Source organism: Gilliamella sp. B2923, from assembly GCF_026536565.1.
GTDB lineage: Bacteria > Pseudomonadota > Gammaproteobacteria > Enterobacterales > Orbaceae > Gilliamella.
Genome location: NZ_JAFNNZ010000002.1, coordinates 1 through 20,949, shown reverse-complemented (window position 1 = coordinate 20,949; position 20,949 = coordinate 1). Strand labels below are relative to the sequence as shown.

Sequence of the window (20,949 nt, the reverse complement as noted above, 5' to 3'; positions counted from 1 at the left end):
CGTTAATTTACCCTAATATTTCTTATTGATTTATATACAAAATTATATAATTAATAATTTTTTAATCCTTTAAATTAATTTAATTTTTACTTAAGATTTTTTTATTCATTTTTAATTTAATTAGAAAAATGAGGTAATGTGCTTATAGTTTCTATTAAGTTCTCATAGTTTCTAAAAGAGCATTAATTAGTTATCCGGCTTAAGTTTGTAATTTAAACTTTAATCGTGTAATTTATTTTCTACTTAAGGTTGTTTATTGATCATCCTTAAAAAAAGGAAATGGAAATTCAGGAGAAGTTATGTCAAACAGTTTTCAAAACGAAGTCCCTGCTGCTCGTGTTAATATTAGTTTAGATTTACATACTGGCGGTGCGAAAAAGAAAGTCGAATTACCCCTCAAAATTTTATCTATTGGCGATTATGGTCGTGGCAAGGATAAACGCCCTCTTTCAGAAAAAGAAAAGGTATCTATTAACAAAAATAATTTCAATGCAGTTCTTAAAGATTTTAATCCGCAAGCCAAAATTAGTGTTCGTAACACACTTGCAGATGATGGCAGTGAATTTAATGTTGATTTATCTTTTGAAGATATGAAAGATTTTTCCCCCGAACAAGTTGCTAAAAAAATACCACAACTCCGTTCTTTACTTGCAATGCGTAACCTTTTAAGAGATTTAAAATCAAACTTATTAGATAACGCTACTTTCCGTTATGAGCTTGAAAAAATAGTGAAAAACGAACAATTAACTGATGAGCTTCGAGCTGAGTTAGAGTCAATTGTATCTGAAAGTGAAAAGTAGAAATTCAATAAATTAAAACTTTATTTTTTGGACAAAATATAAAGTTTTGGTAGCAATTAAGAGAATAGAGTTATGAACATTAAAAAGCAAGACAGCACAACTAAAACGGTTGTACATGAGAATGGCAGTGTTTACCAATCTTTGTTTGATAAAATCAATTTAAATCCAATTGAAAAAGCTGGTGAAATTGATAAGTTTGAAGATAACGAAGTACTATTTGAATCTTCGCAAGATGAACGTGTTACAATGGCGATCAATATTTTACTTAAATTGATCCAAAGTTCATCGCAAAAAATTGAGAAGCTAGATAAACATTTATTAGATTATCATATTAGTCAAATAGACCAAAAATTAAGCCGTCAACTTGATGAGATTATGCATCACGAAACATTCCAGGAGATCGAAGGTACTTGGCGTGGGCTTAAATTCTTAGTTGATCGTACTGATTTTCGTCGTAATGTAAAAATTGAATTATTAGACGTCTCAAAAGAAGAACTACGACAAGATTTTGAAGATGCACCGGAAATAATTCAAACTGGTTTCTATCGACATACCTATATCCAAGAATATGATACCCCGGGTGGTGAGCCAATTGGTGTAACGATTTCAAATTATGAATTTGATCGTAACCCACAAGATATCGCCTTGTTACGTAATGTTTCCAAAGTAGCGGCCGCTGCGCACATGCCATTTATTAGCTCTGTTGGTCCTAAATTCTTTGGTAAAGAAACCATGGAAGAGGTCGCAGCAATCAAGGATATTGCTAATTATTTTGACCGTGCTGAATATACTAAATGGAATAGTTTCCGTGAAACTGATGATTCTCGTTATATCGGATTAACTTTGCCAAGAGTTCTTGCGCGTTTACCATATGGTCCAGATACCATTCCTGTCCGTAGTTTTAATTATATTGAAAATGTTAAAGGTTTAGATCATAACCGTTATTTATGGGCTAATGCATCTTATGCTTTTGCAGCTAATATGGCGAAAAGTTTCATTCGTAATGGTTGGTGTGTTCAAATCAGAGGACCTCAAGCTGGCGGATTGGTTGAAGACTTACCTATTCACCTTTATGATTTAGGTACCGGTAATCAAGTTAAAATTCCAACCGAAGTGCTTATTCCGGAAACACGTGAGTTTGAATTTGCTAATTTAGGATTTATTCCATTATCATTCTATAAAAATAGAGATTATGCATGTTTCTTCTCGGCAAACTCAACGCAAAAACCGGCTCTTTATGACACAAAAGAAGCAACTGCTAACAGTCGTATTAACGCTCGTTTGCCTTATATCTTCTTGTTATCACGTATTGCGCATTATCTGAAAGTTATTCAGCGTGAAAATATTGGTGCAACAAAAGATCGTCGTTTGCTTGAACTTGAATTGAATAAATGGGTAAGCAATTTAGTGACTGAAATGACAGATCCTAGTGATGAAGTACAAGCTTCTCATCCATTAAAAGAAGCTAACGTTATTGTAGAAGATATTGAAGATAATCCAGGATTCTTCCGCGTTAAAACCTTCTTAATTCCTCATTTCCAAATTGAAGGAATGGATATTAATTTATCAATGGTATCTCAGATGCCAAAAGCTAAAGCATAAGTGTTTTAGCCTGATTTCATTAATATCTAATAAGGAGTGTTAGACCTGATGAAACTATTTCGTCCATTATGGAACGAAGGCGTCTTTTTGACGCCTCAACAATTCCAGCAGCAAACGTTGTGGCAACAATTCTCTTTACAAAAATTAGCTACTTTAGCCGTAGCTAACCCTTGGGGGATTGAAAGTCTTACAATTGATACTTATGCGCTTACTGTAGATAGGTTGCAAGCTGAATCAATCAATATTCGTTTTCCTGATGGTGTTGTTATCAATACGGATGTTGCTGATAAATTACCTGAGGCCAGAATATTAAATATCGATGTTCCGCCGGAGCTTGATGAAGTAACCGTTTTTATCGGTATTCCACTTTTGCAAGCCAATGGTGGGAACTGTTTACAAGAAAACCAGCGTCTTGAAAGACCACTTCGTTTTCGGCAAGAATGGGTTGAAGTTCCAGATTTGCTTGGCCAAAATGTCCAAAGTATTGCTGTCGAGCACTATGCGTTAACATTCTTATTTGATTTTGAAAATCAGAGTGATTATTTAACTTGTCCTGTTGCTCGTTTAAAACGTGATCTTAATGGGCGATTTGTGCTTGATTTAGAATACCTTCCACCATCGCTAAATTTATTTACGCAAAGTGGTACTCTTGTCAAAGAGTTAGAACTTTTATGTATTCAAATGCAAGCAAAACGTCACCATTTAATGGGAATGCGACATGAACGTAATCAGCAAATTGCAGAATTTGCTACAGCAGATGTGTCTTTGTTTTGGCTTTTAAATGCGTTAAATACTTATGAACCTCAGATTAGATTTTTTCGGGATAATCCCTCAGTTCATCCTGAAAAGCTATACCAAACACTAACTGCGTTTACTGGTGCATTGTTAACATTTTCATTACTCAATGATGTTGATGGTATTCCTGCATACCAACATAACAATCTTAATGAAGTTTTCCCTCCTTTGTTTGGGCTAGTACGTAACTTGCTTGAAGAGAGCTTGCCGTCTCGAGTCGTTAAAATTGAATTAGTTCATGATAAAGATACCTTGTGGACAGGACAATTAAATGATTCTCGGCTTGTTGAGGAAGCTGATTTTTATTTGTCAGTTCGCTCGAGTATGCCTGGGCATCAATTACAATCAAGATTTCCAATCTTGTGTAAAGCAGGTGCGCCAGATGATGTCAGACAAATTATTCATTCTGCATTATCAGGAATACCAATTAAAGCATTAAGTCATGTGCCTGCTGCAATACCAGTACGTTTAGACAATCAATATTTTGCATTAGATCTTTCACATGAAGCAGCAAAAAATATGTTGACTGCCCGTTGTTGTGAATTTTATGTGCCAAGAGCAATGCCTGATATTTCATTAGAGCTGTTTGCAGTTTTACGATCATAGGGACGAATTATGAGTATAGAATCTAACCCAATTAATATTGATCAGCTACTACGTGATTCGATCTTGGTTGTAGTTCAGTTAAAAGCTAAAGCTGATATCCCCTCAGGTCATAAATTGTATGAGCTTTGTAAACAGCAAGTTTTAAACGTTCAAGAGCAGTTACATAATGCGCAATACTCTCAAGATGTCATTGATGACATTTGTTATGCTTTATGTGCCTTATTGGATGAAACTGTGCTACTTTGCCATCGTGATAACCCCAAAAATCAAGATTATGATGAGTGGTTAGGATCGCCGTTGCAAGTCATTTATTTTAATACTCATAATGCAGGTTATGATCTGTTTGAAAAAATACGTTCCAGACTTAAGGCTGATAAAAAAGCAGAGTTAGTGTTGGCTTGTTTTGATAGAGTTTTAGGGCTAGGTTTTCAAGGTTGTTATCTGGATAAACCGCAAATGGAACGAGAACATCTAATTTTAGCTTTACGTGAATCATTACGTGAATACGAACCAGATCAATCTTATCCAATTATAGAACAGCCGAAAACGTATCGTTATCAAGGTCGTAAAGCCATTTTGTTAGCATGTACCGCATTGTCAGTTATGGCTGTTATTGGACTTTACTTTGTGTTGGATAATCAACTCGATAAATTAGTTAAGCAACTTGTTGGTTAGAAAGGTTTATTATGAGCGATTACCCAAAGTATATTCAAATAATATATGCATTAGTCTTAAGCCTATTGTTATTATTCGTTTTTTTGCCAATTACAATAGGTTGGAAGATATTAGGTTCAATTATAGTTTTCGCTATTGCAGGTGGATGTTTTTGGCAGATGCTTCGTTATCGGCGTGTGTTAGCGGCCTCTACGGCAAATATTCAATTTTTAACGGAAAAACTTGATTTATTACCTGCAAGACAACGTTATCGTTTACCCATTTTATTAGTGACTGGTAGTGCAGCAAAAGATTTTTTTCCTGAAGATTTAACATTAGCTCAATCAAATGTCTTAGTCTCTTCAGAAGCAGTTTGGATATATGTCGATGAGTACTCACATTTACCAATAGTCTATGATTCATTGATTGCTAAATGGCCTGACATGTTAGGTCGTGTCGGGGTATTTTTGGCATTAAATCCTGAAATAGAAGATAAACAAGGTTTATTTGTTGCAAAATTGCAAGCATTTCGGCAGTCTTGGGTTGATACTTGTCGTATAGCAAAATATCAATTACCTGTTTATTTATCGGTACATATTGGGCTAAATGACCTGATTTATGATGAGTATAATCCTTTACCGGTTTACTGGTTTCAGTCAGTTAATCAAAAGTTATATTTACTCGATCGTTATTTATCACCAATCAATAATTGGGTTAATGATATCAAGATCCCAAGTGATGAAAGGGAAAGGCGCTTACGACTTCGTCCATTTCTCAATGAAACTCAATCATGGTTTGAAACTAATGTTTTAACGACGTTAATTAGTGAGAAACAACCGATTGCTAAATGTGTGCCATCAGGAGTGGTGATTTACCCAACGAATAAAACGCTTATAAATGAAAATATAATGCAAAAACTATGGGAAAGTGCGACTACCTTATCACTTCCTAATACTCACACTATTCAAGGCGGTATTACTCCACCAGATAGTTTGATTAAGTTTATGCCAATAGCGTATCCATTTTCTCATATGTGTTCAATGGTTTGTGGTTTAATCATGATTACTTCACTGTTTATCATGGGCTGTTTAGGCGCTTCATTTTGTAATAATGTTAAGTTTATTAGTCAAATCCAGAATGATATTCATCACTATCGTTTAATTCCAATGAATAACTATGAAGAAAAACGACAAGCATTGGATGTATTAAAAAACGATAAGTCATTATTAAATGAATATTTTACGCAAGGAGAACCTATCCGTTTAGGAATGGGGTTATACCGTGGTTCACAACTTGTGGAGCCTTTAAATGTATCAATGAGTGACTATGTGGCAAAACCACCAGAACCTGAGAAAGTAATAGTCGAAAAAACGGAAGTTATCTTCAAAGAGCCACCTCCGTCCATTCGTCTTGATAGTTTAGCTTTGTTTGAAAGTGGACAAGCAAATTTAAAAACGGGATCTGAAAAAGTATTAATTAATGCTTTAGTTGATATCAAAAAACAGATGAATACCAATCCGGAAACAGGCTGGCTAATTATCATTGCAGGTCATACCGATTCGGTCGGTGATGAGTTAAAAAACGAACAATTATCATTTAATCGTGCAATGTCGGTACGTGATTGGATTTTAAAAGCCAGTGACTTACCGGAGACCTGTTTTGCCATTCAAGGGCATGGAGCCAAAAAACCTTTAGTGAGTAACGACACGCTAGAGGGTCGTGCTAAAAATCGAAGGGTAGAAATTAATTTAGTTCCTCAATCGTCAAATTGTATTTGGTCGAGAGAAAACTAAATATGTAAAGCAAAAACAACAAAAGGAGACAAACAATGGCTGTTCCAGCTTATATGTTTTTAAAGGATGATGGCGGTGCTGAAATCAAAGGTTCTGTAACCGTTGTTGGGCGCGAGGGTAGTGTTGAAGTGGTTGAGTTTGACCACCGAGTATACATCCCTACAGATGGTAATACAGGTAAATTAACAGGTACACGTGTACATAAAGCACTTGAATTTGTTAAAGAAGTTGATGCTTCATCGCCTTACCTTTACAAAGCCGTTACTACCGGTCAAAACTTACAATCAGTTGAGATCAAGTGGTACAAAATTAACGATGCGGGTCAAGAAGTTGAGTATTTCAATACTTTAATGGATGGCGTTAAAGTTGTTTCTGTTAAACCAGAAATGCACAACATCAAAGATCCAACAAAAGAGCAATACAATCACCTTGAGCGTATTGAACTTCGTTATGAAAAAATTACCTGGACTTATAAAGATGGCAACATCATTCACTCAGACAGCTGGGTAGAAAGCCGAGGTTAATTTAATTAACACAGCCCTTATTAGCCATTAATAGGGGCTGTCATAATAATACTAATAATGTAATTAGAAAAGGACTGCAAATGATTACTGACCCCTCTATCTTATTGAGACGACTAAATTCTTATTGTGCAAAATCTTTAGAAGCGGCTGCTGGATTATGCCAAACAAGAGCTCATACAGAAGTTACACTTGAACATTGGTTATTGAAATTATTAGAGCAGGGTTCAGGCGATATAACAATCATAGCTAGACATTATCAACTTGATATGGATAAAGTCTGGTCTGGATTACTTAAATATCTGGATTTCTTACCACATACAATCGATTCCAAACCTAGTTTATCATCATCATTAATAGCGGTAATTCAATCAGCATGGCTGAAGGCATCATTAGAAGATCAAGAAGAGATGATCCGTTCTGTCCATATTTTACAAGCTTTAGTTGAAATGCCACACTGTCTTAAAGCTCAAGATGCATGGCAATTATTGAGTTTACCAGCTGTTTCATTAAAAAAAATTCGTTCGAAATTAGATACGGTATCTGATGAAAACCCACTATATCAATACAACTATTATTCAGATTCAACCTCAACATCTGCTGAAACTTTAGATATTAATACACAAGTTAATAAAGAAACAGCAATGAACAGAAATGAAAAATCTGGATCATTCGAAAATACAACAAATAGTGACAAACCGAATACACAGGCAAATCATCATAAAGCTGCCCTTGAGCGCTTTACAGAAAATGTAACTGAAAAAGCCAAAGCCGGAAAAATTGACCCAGTTTTTGGTCGTGATAGTGAAATCAGACAAATGGTAGACATATTATCACGTCGCCGTAAAAATAATCCAATTTTAGTTGGTGAACCAGGTGTGGGTAAAACAGCTCTTGTGGAAGGATTAGCACTTCGTATAGCTGAAGGAAACATCCCCAAAAATCTTGAAAATGTAAGCATACTAACGCTTGATTTAGGTTTACTACAGGCTGGTGCAGGCGTTAAAGGTGAATTTGAACAGAGATTAAAAAATGTGATTGATGCAGTACAACAATCACCAACTCCGGTACTCCTTTTTATCGATGAAGCACATACTATTATTGGCGCAGGTAATTCAGCCGGGGGAGCAGATGCTGCTAATTTATTAAAGCCAGCATTAGCAAGGGGTGAATTACGCACTATCGCAGCCACAACTTGGTCTGAATACAAACAATATTTTGAAAAAGATGCTGCATTAGAACGCCGATTTCAAATGGTTAAAGTGGATGAACCGGATGATGAAAAAGCATCCCTTATGTTACGTGGCTTGAAATCAAGATACGCTAAGCATCATGGCGTGCATATTTTAGATGAAGCAGTGAAAACGGCCGTTTCGCTATCTCGTCGATATATTAGTGGCCGCCAATTGCCGGATAAAGCAGTCGATTTACTCGACACTGCATCTGCTCGTGTTCGCATGGGGCTTGATACTATCCCTGAATCGATCACTGAACTCGAAGCAAAAATTGCCTCTTTTAACATAGAAAAACAAGCAATCGAAGCAGATTTTGCGCTAGGTGAAAAAATATCAGATGAACGTTTAAATGAAATAGCGTTGCAGTTAACCCAATTGACAGATCTTTTGAATAACAAACAGCAGCAATTTGAAAAAGAGAAAAAAATAGTTGAAAAATTAATAGCATTGAGACAAAAACTTACCAATAAATCTGATAAAAAAGTACTTAGTCAATTAAGTGATATGCAAAAAGAATTGTCAGATCTACAAGGTAACATGCCTTTACTATCACTTGACGTTGACAGTCGGGTGGTCTCTGCTGTTATTTCTGACTGGACTGGTGTACCTTTAGAAAGTTTATTAAAAGATGAACAAAGCCACTTGCTTTCTCTCGAGGAAGATTTAGGAAAACGAGTTGTAGGCCAAGATAATGCACTTTTTGAAATCGCTAAACGAATTCGTGCAGCAAAAACAGGACTAACTTCAGAAGATGCTCCTATGGGCGTATTTTTATTAGTTGGTCCTTCAGGTGTTGGTAAAACAGAAACGGCATTAGCACTTGCTGATACTTTATTTGGTGGAGATCAATCAATTGTAACGATTAATATGTCGGAATATCAGGAGTCACATACTGTATCACAACTTAAGGGGTCACCACCAGGATATGTAGGATATGGACAGGGAGGTGTGTTAACCGAAGCTGTTCGCAAAAGACCTTATAGTGTTGTATTACTGGATGAAGTTGAAAAAGCACATCGTGATGTTCTTAATTTATTTTATCAAGTATTCGACCGTGGGTTTATGCGTGATGGTGAAGGACGTGAAATTGATTTCCGTAATACTTTGATATTAATGACCTCTAATTTGGGTAGTGATGAACTAATGGCGCTTTTTGATGAAATGCCAGATGCAGATACAGCTACTCAGCAAGAACTATTACGCCCAATTATACGAGAACATTTCCAACCTGCGTTATTAGCTCGTTTTCAAACTGTGATTTATACGCCACTAGGTCAACAAGCTTTACGTAAAATTGTTGAAATGAAACTCAATAAAGTTGCTAGCCGATTACAAAAACATTACAAGATAGTGTTTGAAGTTGGTGAAAAATTATATGACACATTAGTGTCGGCTTGTCTTTTACCTGACACTGGTGCTAGAAATATTGATAGCATATTAAATCAGCAAATTTTACCTGTGGTTTCAAATTTACTTTTACAAAGAAGTAATAGCACAGATAGTGAAGTACCAAAACTAATACTCGATTTTAACGAGTCAGAAGGTATTGTGCTTGAGTGGGGGAATGAACAAAGTAAGGCTGAGATTAAAAAAAATAAGTCTCAAAAAGCGACAAAGGTGAAGGCTCAATCAACAGAAAAAACAAATAAAAAAAGTAAACCAGTTAAAAAGGATAAATAAAATATAAAGATAAATACCTTTTAAGGAATAAAAGGGGGACATAACATGGAAAATGAGTTAACTGATCTCATGATATTTGTTAGTAAAGACTAATTAGCTAACAGTTTAGGTTAGCTAAAGTTGCTCAACTTTTCTGGCGGATGATGAGGTTAGTTTTCTCATAGTTATTTGTCCATGTTAATGGTGATTAACAACAAAGCTAAACTAAGAATATAACTAGGCTATTTGACTGTTTTATTCGAAGTGAACTTGTTATAAATCATTTTAGATAAATTGCTTTATTTATGTTTGATCTTCAGATTTAACATACTTTAGCAAGGTAATGATTAAAAAAGATTATCAGTTTTAATACTATTTTAATGAATCTAAAATCTTTAATTCAAAAAGTGGAAAATAACCTAGAATCATAAAGGAATATAAATGGGTAGAAACGTCGTACGATTGGGTGATCCAACAACACATGGAGGTAGGGTGATTTCGGTATCGTCAAAAACGAATATAGAAGGTAAGTTAGTAGCGCTATTAGGGGATTTAGTCAGTTGCCCTTTACCCGGTCATGGTGTAAACCCAATTATTGAAGCTTCCACTTATACATTCTCAGACGGTAAACCTGTTGTTATGGATCAATGTGCCTGTGCTTGTGGCTGCAAGGTTATTGCAACAACCACTACATCGGAGATTGATTAAAATTATGTCTTGGCCTAAACCAAATACTCTAAATATTATAAAACCACCGGTAAAGTTAAACCGTGGAAGGTGGTTTCTTTTCTTTATTGTATTATTTATTATTACTTGTTTAATTCTTGCTGCAATTTGGCCAAGTAAAAATTTTCACTCTCAGTGGATGTATTGGGCGGTGGCAACATTTATACCAACTTTAATCGGTGGTTCCGCTTTTGGCATACGATTATATCTTTATGGATTATCTCAAGAAGAATATGAAATATGGCAACAGGAACAGCAAAAGGTCGATCAAAACTGGCAAAAATGGGCAATGCAGTCATTAGTTGTTCTCGATAGTTATTACTCCATACCAACACATATAACTAGTATGGAAATCTATAGTAATGCATCGAATATAGACTCTCAAGTTAATAAGTCACTAGAGTTTGAAGGGGATGTAAAAGCCGAAAGGTACATTGAGGATCTTTTTTTCGCGATAAAAGATACACTAATTCAATTACCTTCTACAGAACACCTGGACATTAAAGTTTTGTCTTCACCAGATAGTTTTAGCTATATAGATCAAACTATTAGTCATGCCTATAAAAATGCCCAAATATCGTTAGGTTATAATCTATCTCATCAGATTTTGCAAAATACAAATATAGAAAATTTAATTGAAAATATTGATTCATCTCAGCCAGGAGTCCAATTAATTATCATTAATAACGCTAAATCAAATGGTTCAGCGTTTGTTGCTGCTTTTTTGTTGACCAATAAAACTTATTATCAAGAGCTAAACATTAGTTTTGCGAAAAGTGAAATTTTAAGACCGATGATATCGAATGATTTGACCACTGATTTAAAACAGATGGTTGATATGCAATGTGCATTAGAAGAGATCAATCAGCTTTGGTTCACAAACATCGACAGTAAGGAAAAAATTAATATTATAAAACAGTTAGCTGATTATCAGATCGTTCCTGAACATCTATATATGCTTGAGATTTTTGTTGGAAATCAAACCGAACTTTCTTATTGGCTTGCATTGGCATTAGCCTGTGAAATGATAACGATAACTAATCAAAATAACTTAATTGCTTCGCAAAGTATGAATCAAAAGTTACTTTCAGTAGTCAAGGGAATGTAAAAAAGGGAAATGGAGTTGTAAATGAGTCACAAATGGAAACGTGCTGGATTATTTTTCATTATTTTATTAAGTGCTGTATCTATAGCCTTAGGTCTTTTTTTCTGGGGTGATGAATTAGGTTTTACTACATTTGGACGTAAATTGGAAATGTGGGTCTATTGTATGCTGTTTATATTAGGCTTACTTTTAATTCCCGCAATCATTACCAATAGCCTTCGTATTGCAGCAAAAGATAAAATCAAGCGTGAAGCGCTTAATCCTAATGAAACAGCAAAACCAATAAAAGTAACCCCTTTCCCTGAATTTGCAGAAATTCAAAAAAAATGCCGCTATATTTCGGGGCTTTTCTGGCGTTATAAAATTAGAAAATGTTTAGTCATAGGTGCATCATCGGATGTGGAGTCAGCATTTCCTCGTCTACAACAAAATCAATGGCAGTTAAACGATAAAACTTTAATGATTTATGGTGGAAACATAGAAGATCCACTCAATACACCTTGGTTACTGGCGTTAAAAAAGCAATTATCAAGAATTATTCCGTTTTTTCTTAAACCTTTAAATGCAATAATTTGGGTTGTACCTAATAACTATCTTAATGAAACTCCTTGGCAACAATTAACCATTGAAAAAGCGATAACACAATTTAAATCACGTGATAAGTTGTTAAAATGGTCAGCGCCAGTTTATCTTGTTGCTACAGAAAATAGTGAGTGGTCACAAAAGGATCGCATTGAGCAAAGTGTCGGTTTACTTTTGCCAACATTAAAAAAAGATACAATGGCATCCGTTGTATCGTCTCTTAATGAGCTTTCGATATTGTGTAGTAAGCGTGGCGTTCAACAAATTAAAGTAAACAGTAACTATTCTTTTCTTTTAAATCTTAGCCAAAAACTTGTTAAAGGTGATATCAATAAGATTGAAAATTACCTATTAACATTAACCTCTCTGCCTTTTTCACCACAGGTGAGAGGGTTGTTTTTTATACCTAATCAAACCTCATTAATGGAAGATAGCCCATTTTATGATAATTATCTATTAATGACACCGACATGGCAGTCGATTAGTGATGACGCTAATCAACAGCAAGGGCGACGCATGGGAATTCAATGGGGAATGGTTTCAGCTTGCGCCTTTTTGGGGCTTTTAGTTATTAGCGGTATAGGTATTGTCACTTCTTACTTTAATAATGCCTCGCTTATTGATAGTACAATTGAATTGGCAAAACAAGCTGATAATTCTGTTAAGCAAGATTATCTGTCCAAATTGCAAACACAATTTCAATTACAGCAGCGTGTAGCGCAATTGCTTCACCGTCAGCAACATGGCTCGCCATTATCACACCGTTTTGGGTTAAACCATAATGATGAATTGTTACAAAAATTATGGCTTACTTATAAAGTGACTAATTCACGTAATATTGCAACGCCGTTTCATGATCTTTTGACCAACTATTTAGTTTCATTAACAACGCTACCGCCTGAAAGCCCGGAACGAAAAAAATTAGTTGATTCAGCTTACGACTATTTGAAAGCTTATTTAATGCTAAGTCATCCTGATAAAAGTGATGGACACTATTTAAGTGATTTTGCCGCTCAAAATTGGCGAGCACCAAAAGAGATAAAAGATGGTGACTGGCAACAAATAATGCCAGAATTAGTTCGTTTTTGGGGACAAATGCTGAATTTGCACCCGGAGTGGAGCCTTTTTGAAGATAAACAACTTGTCAAAAGTACACAAAAAATACTGATAAATAAAATTGGCGTAAAAAATGCCGTTAACACGTTGTATCAAGAGATAATTCAGCGAGCAAGCCAACAATATTCTAATCAAAGTTTAGATCAATTGCTTGAAGGAATTGATAGCCATTTGTTGTTTTCTAATGAGACCGAAATTCCAGGTGTCTATACTCGTAAAGCTTGGGAAGGGTTAATAAAAGAAGAAATTGAAGATGCTGCAAAAATGCGACAAGAACAAATAGATTGGGTATTAGGTGATGATAATCAAAGCAACTTAACTGCTTCGATTGCGCCTGAAATTTTAAAAAAACAGCTGACAGATCAATATTTCAGTGAATATAGTGCTGCATGGCTTGATTTTTTAAACACAATTAAATGGCAACAAGCAGATAATGTTTCAGATGTAATTGCACAATTAACCTTACTCGCCGATAATCGCCAGTCTCCCTTAATTGCATTAATCAATGTTATTAAATATCAGTCAGAAGTTGAATATAAAGGCAATGGCATATCCGATAATTTAATGCGTACAGCACAACAAATTATGGGTAAAAAGAATCAATCAGTTTTACCAATGCCAGAAGAAAATGAGTCATCAGGGCCTTTAACTGCCACTTTTGCACCCGTATTGAGTTTGCTTAAGAATGATAACAACAATGGATTATCACTACAAACTTATCTATCTCGTGTTACTCAAGTGCGCTTAAAATTACAAAATGTAACTAACAGTCAAGATCCTCAAGCTATGATGCAAGGTCTGGCAAAAAGTGTTTTCAAAGGTTCTTCCGTTGATCTAACTGAAACACGAGATTATGGCAATTTAATTGCCGCTAATTTGGGCGATGAATGGTCTGGATTTGGTCATAGCTTATTTAAACAACCCCTAGAACAATCTTGGCAAGTAGTTTTAACTCCTGCCGCTGATAGTTTTAATAGTGTTTGGCAAAATTATGTTGTTAATCAATGGGAAAAATCTTTCGCCGGTCGTTACCCGTTCAAAAATAGTGATAATGAAGCTTCTTTATCAGAAGTTGCTCGTTTTTTAAGGAGTGATACAGGTATTATCGATAACTTTATTGTCAATGAGCTTAATGGTGTATTAGAAAAGAAAGGGGGAAGATGGGTAGTTAATGCGGTTAATGCTCAAGGGCTTAATTTTTCACCAGCATTTCTAGAAACATTAGAATTATTTAATGATATTTCCTCGGAACTAATAACTTCAGGTGATGTCGCATTATCTTTCGATTTAATGCCGCGTAGCGGTAATCAGATTGTTCGTACAGAATTAATTATTAATAAGCAAAGATCAGAATATTTTAATCAAGCCCCGACATGGCAACGGTTTAATTGGCCGGGCGATGGTTATTCTCCTTATTCACAACTTAGCTGGAGCACAGATGAAACTGGCTTGAAGCTTTTTAATTATTACCATGGTGACTGGGCATGGATACGCCTGTTAGAAAAAGCGTCAGTTAAACAACTTGATTCCAGCCGTTTTGAAGTGGTTTGGAAAACATCAGATGGCAAAAGGTTACGCTATATTTTAAGGACACAGTTAGGTAGTGGTCCATTGACTTTATTAAAATTACGTAACTTTAACTTACCAGATAGGGTATTTGAGTAAGTATTTATAAGAGATAGATAATGGAATACGATTATGTTTAGTCAGCTACTAAGCCGTTTATTTGGTACACAAGACCCAGATGAATCAATAAAAAAAGAGTTAAATCAAAAGTGGGCTGATTGGTTAGAGCCAATTAGTTTGGAAAAACCAACTGGTGAAGATTTAACTTATCATGATACTTTTCAGGAGATAAAAGAGGAGATTGCTAAACTTTCTGGTATTGATTATCAAATGGTTGCTATTGAAAGCGAAAATATACTAAAACAAAATAGTAAAGATATTCGAGTTGCAACTTATTATTGTTTAGCTCGCCTAAATTTAGATGGTGTTGACGGCTACACCGATGGGGTTGAATTACTGGCTGGATTACTCGATAAATTTGGAACAATAATTTACCCTTCACGGCATAATATTCGAAAAAATGCTATTGAGTGGTTAGCAAACGCTAGATTTATAGAGTTATTAGCTAATTTAAGACCACTACCTGAAGCTAATCTAACACGAATCATTTTTGCTTTAAATTTGATTGAAACGACATGCCAATCACTATTTGTAAGTGAAACATCTGAACAATCTATCGAAGCACCAGACCTATCCGCACTGGTCAGCTTTTTTAGTAATAACTTGAAGCATGAAGCCAAAAATTCTCAAGTTGAAGTTGCTACCGCAAGTGAGCCTCAAGTCATACCGGCATCGGAATCAACACCTAAAATAGTCGATGTTAAAATTGGATCGCAACGAGAATTACTCGATCAAGCACGTAAAATGGCGGTTTTCTTACGTGAGAAACCCGAAGGTTATCTTGCGGCAGCTCGCTTTTTACGAATTTTGCGCTGGGATACAGTTTTGGAGTTACCACCTACTGATCATCGAGGAAGAACACGTTTACCTGCACCAAGAGCTGAGCTAAAACAAAATATCAGCCGGTTAATTATTCAGCAACAATGGTTAGATCTTTTCGAACGTGTAGAGGCTGCTTTTATGGAGGGGGCTAATCATTTTTGGTTAGATCTTCAACGTGCAACCGTGCTTTCTTTCCAAAAAATGGGCGGACAATATCAAGCATGGGCTGATATATTTTTAACAGATATTGGCTTAATGCTTGAACGGTTAAATGGAATTGAGAGACTGAGCTACGAAAATGGTATGCCTTTTGCCGATGATGAAACACTTAGTTGGATAGCCAGTAATGCCCGTATTCACCATTTAGATGAAGGTGACAGTATCGCCCCTATTTCTATATCTGGTGAGAACAACTGGAGTGAAATAGAAACGCAAGCGTTAGAATTGGCTCATAGTGAGAGTTTAGAGCAAGCCTTTCAATGGTTACAAAATATGCCGTCAATCAGAACAGCAAAGCAGCGGTATCTAGTTCAATATACACAAGCAAGAGTTGCTGAACAATTTGGCAAACATGATGTTGCCTTAAATTTATTGACAGGCTTAAATGGCCAACAGCAAGGTATCTCATTTTTGGAGTGGGAACCTGAATTACTATTTGATGTTAAACGTTGTCTGTTAAGGTTATTGAAGCAGAAAAATAAATCTAAAGATAACACAAAAATAGAGCTGTTGGAGAAAATAGACTTATTACAACATGAATTAATGCAGCTTGACCCTGCTCGAGCATTGAGTTTTATTTAACGATAAATTCAACTAACGGTCTGAATAAAAACAGGCGAAATAAATTCAATAAAATATAACGTTACAATAAAAGAGATAAACAATGGATGATTTAATTTTAGGCTACTATGAATCGGAAATGCGATATTTGCGAGAGGCCGGAAAGGAATTTGCAAAAATACATCCTGATAGAGCGAATTTATTAAATTTAGATAATGTCGGGGACAGAGACCCTTATGTGGAGCGATTATTTGAAGGATTTGCTTTTTTAACAGGACGATTACGTCAAAAGATTGATGATGATTTACCTGAGTTAACTGAAAGCCTAGTGACTTTACTTTGGCCTCACTATTTACGTTTAATTCCGTCATTATCAATCGTTGAATTAACGCCTAATTTTTCGACATTATCACGTCAAGAGTTAATCCCAAAAGGTTTACAAATGCAGACTGAACCTGTTGGGCAGGTTGGCACTAAATGTCCATTTAGAACAACTCAGGCGGTAACATTACAGCCAATTAAAATCAGTCAAGTTAACCTTGGTATTAATCATGATGGTCGAAGCATGATAACCATTCGTTTAAGTTTTAGTGAACTTGCCGATTTGGAGCAGTTAGATCTATCTTGTTTACGTTTGTATTTAAATGCGGATGCGCCAATAGCCTCAAATTTGCATCTGGCATTAACGCAACAAATTGCATCAATGTCTATTCGTTATTCGAATAATCCCGAAAACAAACTCGAGTTAAATGGCAAGATCACTCCGGTTGGTTTTAGTGATGAAGACCGCTTATGGTTAAAAGCGGATAATGCGTTTTCCGGTTATCAATTATTACTAGAATATTTTGCTTTCCGTGAAAAATTCATGTTTGTGGATTTACATGGTTTAGATAGTTGTCAGTTATCAGACTCTTGTTCTTATATAGATATTGAAATAGTTCTTAATCAGACCTGGCCAAGCGATATGCCGTTGCAAAATGATAATATTTGTTTGCATTGCGTACCTGTTATCAACTTGTTTGATATGGAAGCTGATCCGATTGTTGTAAATCAATTAGAGAGTGAATATTTGCTTCGTCCATTACTTCGTCAAGATGGTCATATTGAGGTCTACTCAGTTGAACATGTAGAATCAATTACGCGTGATGGGCGATATCGTTATGTGCCATTCACTAGCTTCAAACATCGTGGTGGTATGTTAAGACATGATGCTCCGGAAAGATACTATCATACCCGTGTTAGAAAAGGTGCATCCGGTTTACATGATACATGGTTAATTTTAGGCGGAAAGATTTGGGATAAAAATGAGTTGCTTGAAACTGAAACCTTATCTTTGCGTGTCACTGGTACCAATGGGATGTTACCACGTAAATCTTTACGTAATGCACGAATTAATGATCTTAAAGATTCAAATAGTAATATCGCTAAAGTGCGCAATCTTTGCTCTCCAACCATGCCTTGTTATCCGCCAACGGAGGATCGTTTTTATTGGCGAGTATTATCTCATCTTGCACCAAATTATCTTTCACTCATGAATGCAGAAGTTTTGCGTGGAACGCTTGCTTTATATGATTGGACAGATAACGAACTTAATCGCCGCCGTTTAGAGGGGATTGTAGAAGTAACGCATAGGATGATAAAACGCACAGTAAAAGGTATGTTGCAACGAGGGATAGAAATAGAAGTGACAATCAATAGTTATCAATTTACCGGTGAAGGTGATGTGCGACTTTTTGGTGAATTATTACATCAATTTTTCGCATTATATGCTGATGTAAATCTTTTCACTCAATTGGTTATGATTATTTTACCAACAGGAAATAAAATTGTATGGAATCAGAGCAAAGCATCGAAAATAGCCCTTTAATGCAAATGCTTGAAAAAAATCTGCCAAAAATTAACTTTTATCGTTTTTGTCAGTTACTCGAGCAATTATATGATAAAGAGCCATCTTTAGGTCGATTCGAATCACCTGTATCTGACCCATTAAGATTTGCACCTTCGGTCGATATGTCTTTTCCTGCGAGCGAATTGAAGTGTATTGAAAAGTCACCTTATTTAAATCGACCAACAACAGTAAGGACACGGTTTTTGGGTTTATATGGTGTCGATGCAGTATTGCCACTGGGGTTGCTTGATAATATCATTCGCCGAGAAGAAAATTATCAGGCTATGACTGACTTTTTGGATATTTTTAACCATAGGGTGATTACTCAGTTTTACCGAATCTGGTTAAAATACCATTATCCAGCAAGCTATTTAAGTGGTGGGCGAGATCCGATATCACAATGTTTATTCGGGCTAATTGGTTTGGGTATTAAAGGAACGAGTAAACAGATTGGTACACCGTTATCTCGTTTCTTTGCACTGCTTGGGACTATGTCTCAAAAAACACGTACTGCACAGGGAGTCGCTGGCTTAATTCGATTATTGGTTGAAGATGCTAAAGTAGATGTTATTGAGTTTTATCCTATATGGCAATCGATCGACAAGCCTGCAAAATTAGGTGGGCAAGGTCAGCAAAAAATTGGATTAGATGGTGGTGCTATCCTTGGATCTCGCTTTAAAGAGTGTAATCAGTGTATACATATCATTATCACCCCTCAACATGAAAATCAAATTACGGATCTTCTGCCGGATGGTCAAACCTTTCATGATATTTTGGCTTTATTACGTGTTTATTTAGGTTATCAGGTTGATGCCAAAATCACATTACGTATAAAAAGAAAATTTTTACCGAAAAGCCAATTGACCTCCAACAATAGTCGATTGGGATTAACTGCATCATTTACTAAAACCAATACCAATAAAGACGCCATTGAAGATGTATTGGTAAATATAGGATTTTATTCTGGTATTGATTATCAGGCATATTAAAAAAGGAATTGAAATGAGAATAATAAAATCGATAACTACTTGCTTATTAATGATTTGGTTAACAGGGTGTGGTATTGCTCAGAGTGTGACAGAAACCGTAACAGGGATAAGCGATTCCGTTTTCAAGTGGAACATTAGAACGTTACATTTAGATATTACAGCCAGAGCTGAATTAAATTTAGATGATGAAAGCCGCTCATCTCCGGTGGTAATTCGCATATATCAGTTAAAAGAAGAAGATTCTTTTATCTCAGCTTCTTATCAAGATCTGGTTGATCAAGATAGCGAGATATTAAAAGATTCTCTCATTGAAAGTAAAGAAGTTGTCTTAAAACCAAATACTTCAATTTCGATAGACACACCTTTTGATAAGAAGGCCGAAAAGGTTGGAATCGTTGCACTTTATAAAGAACCCAATTTGAAAGATGACAGTTGGCGATTAGTCTTATCTCGAGATGATTTACATATCACCGATCCACGTGAAATTATTGCAAATAAATATTCAATTGAACTAGTGGAAGAAAAGTAAATGAGTGCTTCACTATATGACATATTATACGGTTATTTTGAATCCGGAATTGATATTGATGATGTATCAGAAAATGAACAAACCATAATCAGTGTTATGGATAATATTGAGCGAATTTTAAATAGCCGGGCAGGTGCGATAAAACATCTGCCAGATTATGGGCTTCCCGATATGTCAACAATCTTTCAGGCTTTGCCTTCTTCTGCTTATGTATTAATGCGAGCAATAGAGAAAACGCTTCTGATTTATGAGCCAAGATTAGAATCAGTTAGTATTAATATTGATGAAAAAATTAATGATTCTATGGTATTAAGTTATGAATTAGTTTGTTATTTCAAAGAAGGTGGATTGGTTAAATATGGAACCTATTTTATGCCAGATGGTAAAGCTCGTTTAAAATATACCAAAAAAGCAACAAGGTATTAATTAGATTTTTAATGTTTAATGATTAAAAAACTCTAAAATATAAAGCGTATAAAAGTTAGCGGTTAATAACTAAAAAATTAAAAATTGCCAAGAAATGGTCAGGGATATTAAGGGATGTAATATGAAAAAGGAATTAGCCAAATTCATTGGCCCATTGGGTCAAGAGTTACTCCATGGACTGACAGGCTTAGCTGTCAGTCATAATCGTTATACCTTAACGGTTGACGGGTTAAATGCACCTGTTTCAGTATTAAAGGTTAATGGTGAAGAGCAGTTAAACCAGCCGTGGCAATACACAATAGAATTTACCTGTACTGATAAACAACTATCGATTGAAACCCTGCTGAATCAAAAAGCTTCGTTCTGCTTTAACCCGTTTAGCGGCAATTTGCTGAATACAGCGATACGCTCCTTAACGGACTTACCGACAGCAGGACAAGCCCGCACCCTTTATGGGGTAATTACTGCATTTAGTCTGCTGTCGGTCAGCCGGGATGAGGCGCATTATCGGGTGGTGTTATCGCCAAGATTAGCCCGACTGTCACTGAGCCGCAACAGCGCTATCTTTCAAAACCAAAGTGTCATTAGTGTGGTTGAAACAGTGTTACGCAGCCATGAATTTACCGGCGTTGATT

16 protein-coding genes are annotated in these 20,949 nt (G+C 35.6%); all 16 read left to right on the top strand.

All coding sequences use genetic code 11. The features are described from left to right. The first annotated feature begins 299 nt into the window (after window positions 1–299). A complete protein-coding gene (tssB, locus tag J3U42_RS02775; RefSeq protein WP_220219092.1) occupies window positions 300–800 on the top strand; it encodes a type VI secretion system contractile sheath small subunit in 501 nt (166 codons plus the stop codon). A gap of 72 nt (window positions 801–872) precedes the next feature. After that, entirely contained in the window at window positions 873–2,402 is a 1,530-nt protein-coding gene (gene tssC / locus J3U42_RS02770; RefSeq protein ID WP_220219093.1) for a type VI secretion system contractile sheath large subunit, read from the top strand. Window positions 2,403–2,450: 48 nt separating this feature from the next. Next, window positions 2,451–3,803 (top strand): type VI secretion system baseplate subunit TssK, encoded by a 1,353-nt coding sequence (tssK, locus tag J3U42_RS02765; RefSeq protein WP_267328560.1) that lies wholly within the window; start codon window positions 2,451–2,453, stop codon window positions 3,801–3,803. Between the two features lie 9 nt (window positions 3,804–3,812). After that, window positions 3,813–4,478 carry a type VI secretion system protein TssL, short form gene (gene tssL / locus J3U42_RS02760; protein WP_220219095.1) on the top strand — a complete coding sequence of 222 codons (666 nt, stop codon included), beginning with the start codon at window positions 3,813–3,815 and terminating at the stop codon, window positions 4,476–4,478. Between the two features lie 11 nt (window positions 4,479–4,489). Further along, the gene (locus J3U42_RS02755) at window positions 4,490–6,250 is read left to right on the top strand and encodes an OmpA family protein (RefSeq protein ID WP_267335421.1); all 1,761 of its coding nucleotides are present in this window, start codon (window positions 4,490–4,492) and stop codon (window positions 6,248–6,250) included. Window positions 6,251–6,285: 35 nt separating this feature from the next. Further along, window positions 6,286–6,774, top strand: coding sequence for an Hcp family type VI secretion system effector (locus tag J3U42_RS02750; RefSeq protein ID WP_220219097.1), 489 nt, complete (start codon window positions 6,286–6,288; stop codon window positions 6,772–6,774). Between the two features lie 80 nt (window positions 6,775–6,854). Beyond that, window positions 6,855–9,686: a type VI secretion system ATPase TssH gene (gene tssH / locus J3U42_RS02745; RefSeq protein WP_267328558.1), complete on the top strand. Its 2,832-nt coding sequence runs from the start codon at window positions 6,855–6,857 to the stop codon at window positions 9,684–9,686. Window positions 9,687–10,106: 420 nt separating this feature from the next. Beyond that, window positions 10,107–10,373 carry a PAAR domain-containing protein gene (locus J3U42_RS02740; RefSeq protein ID WP_220219099.1) on the top strand — a complete coding sequence of 89 codons (267 nt, stop codon included), beginning with the start codon at window positions 10,107–10,109 and terminating at the stop codon, window positions 10,371–10,373. 4 nt (window positions 10,374–10,377) lie between these two features. After that, on the top strand, window positions 10,378–11,499 hold the full coding sequence (locus J3U42_RS02735; RefSeq protein ID WP_267335419.1) for a hypothetical protein: 1,122 nt from the start codon (window positions 10,378–10,380) through the stop codon (window positions 11,497–11,499). Between the two features lie 21 nt (window positions 11,500–11,520). Then, the gene (locus tag J3U42_RS02730; RefSeq protein ID WP_267328556.1) at window positions 11,521–14,859 is read left to right on the top strand and encodes an ImcF-related family protein; all 3,339 of its coding nucleotides are present in this window, start codon (window positions 11,521–11,523) and stop codon (window positions 14,857–14,859) included. A 33-nt stretch (window positions 14,860–14,892) separates the two neighbouring features. Beyond that, a complete protein-coding gene (gene tssA, locus J3U42_RS02725; protein ID WP_267328555.1) occupies window positions 14,893–16,503 on the top strand; it encodes a type VI secretion system protein TssA in 1,611 nt (536 codons plus the stop codon). An 82-nt stretch (window positions 16,504–16,585) separates the two neighbouring features. Continuing rightward, window positions 16,586–18,349, top strand: coding sequence for a type VI secretion system baseplate subunit TssF (tssF, locus tag J3U42_RS02720; protein ID WP_267335417.1), 1,764 nt, complete (start codon window positions 16,586–16,588; stop codon window positions 18,347–18,349). Further along, complete coding sequence (gene tssG, locus J3U42_RS02715; RefSeq protein ID WP_267335415.1) at window positions 18,313–19,359, top strand: type VI secretion system baseplate subunit TssG; 1,047 nt, start codon at window positions 18,313–18,315, stop codon at window positions 19,357–19,359. The genes tssF and tssG overlap by 37 nt, the downstream gene beginning before the upstream one ends. Before the next feature lie 13 nt (window positions 19,360–19,372). Continuing rightward, window positions 19,373–19,888 carry a type VI secretion system lipoprotein TssJ gene (tssJ, locus tag J3U42_RS02710; RefSeq protein WP_220219105.1) on the top strand — a complete coding sequence of 172 codons (516 nt, stop codon included), beginning with the start codon at window positions 19,373–19,375 and terminating at the stop codon, window positions 19,886–19,888. Further along, window positions 19,889–20,314 carry a type VI secretion system baseplate subunit TssE gene (tssE, locus tag J3U42_RS02705; RefSeq protein ID WP_220219106.1) on the top strand — a complete coding sequence of 142 codons (426 nt, stop codon included), beginning with the start codon at window positions 19,889–19,891 and terminating at the stop codon, window positions 20,312–20,314. A 121-nt stretch (window positions 20,315–20,435) separates the two neighbouring features. Then, window positions 20,436–20,949, top strand: a 514-nt coding sequence (locus J3U42_RS02700; protein ID WP_267335413.1) for a contractile injection system protein, VgrG/Pvc8 family, incomplete at its 3' end; no start/stop codon positions are given.